Origin of the sequence: Pseudomonas sp. Pseusp97, from assembly GCF_047304025.1 — a bacterium.
GTDB lineage: Bacteria > Pseudomonadota > Gammaproteobacteria > Pseudomonadales > Pseudomonadaceae > Pseudomonas.
Genome location: NZ_JBGLYK010000449.1, coordinates 1 through 977 on the forward strand (window position 1 = coordinate 1; position 977 = coordinate 977).

A 977-nucleotide genomic window follows, 5' to 3' on the forward strand; every position below is an offset into this window, starting at 1 on the left:
CATCCAGCCGGCGCGCGGCTACCAGCTCGACGCCGCGGCGATCTACCACGACCCCTCGCTGGTGCCGCCCCACGGCTACCTGGCCTTCTACTTCTGGCTGCGCGAAGTGTTCGGCGCCGACGCGGTGATCCATGTCGGCAAGCACGGCAACCTGGAATGGCTGCCGGGCAAGGGCGTCGGGCTCTCCGAGGAATGCTGGCCGGACGCGATCCTCGGCCCGTTGCCGAACCTCTACCCGTTCATCGTCAACGACCCCGGCGAAGGCGCACAGGCCAAGCGCCGCGCCCAGGCGGTGATCATCGACCACCTGATGCCGCCGCTGACCCGCGCGGAAAACTACGGCCCGCTGCGCGACCTCGAACGCCTGGCCGACGAGTACTACGACGCCTCCCTGCTCGACCCACGCCGCGCCTCTGAATTGCGCGGCGACATCCTCACGCTGGTGCGCGAAACCTCGCTGGACCGCGAGCTGGGCCTGCAGTTGAGCGACGATGCGGAAAGCTGGCTGCCGCAGCTGGACGCTTACCTGTGCGACCTCAAGGAGTCGCAGATTCGCGATGGCCTGCATGTGTTCGGCGAATCGCCCATGGGCGAGTTGCGCCGCGACACCTTGCTGTCGCTGGTGCGCATCCCGCGCGGTGACGGGCGCGGCGGAAACGCCAGCCTTCTGCGCGCGCTGAGCGAAGACCTGCAACTGGGTCGCGACCCGCTGGACGAGGCTTTCGCCGACGCGTGGGAAGGCCCGCGCCCGGATGTGCTGCTCGCCGTGAGCGACGAGCCCTGGCGCAGCAACGGCGACACCCGCGAGCGCCTGGAGCTGTTCGCCCTGCGTCTGATCGACGGCCTCGCCAGCGCTCCCGGAAGCGCCAGCGCGGCGGTCCTGGCGCAACTTCACCAGCAGATCGCACCGGCCCTGGACGCCTGCGGCGCCAGCGAGATCGGCCATCTGCTCGCCGGCCTCGACGGCCGCTTCGTTC

Annotated in this window: 1 protein-coding gene; it reads left to right on the forward strand. The window is 70.0% G+C overall.

The genetic code is table 11. The annotated features are described in order from the left end of the window. On the forward strand, window positions 1-977 hold a 977-nt coding region (locus ACCC94_RS29800), incomplete at both ends, for a cobaltochelatase subunit CobN (protein ID WP_413353184.1).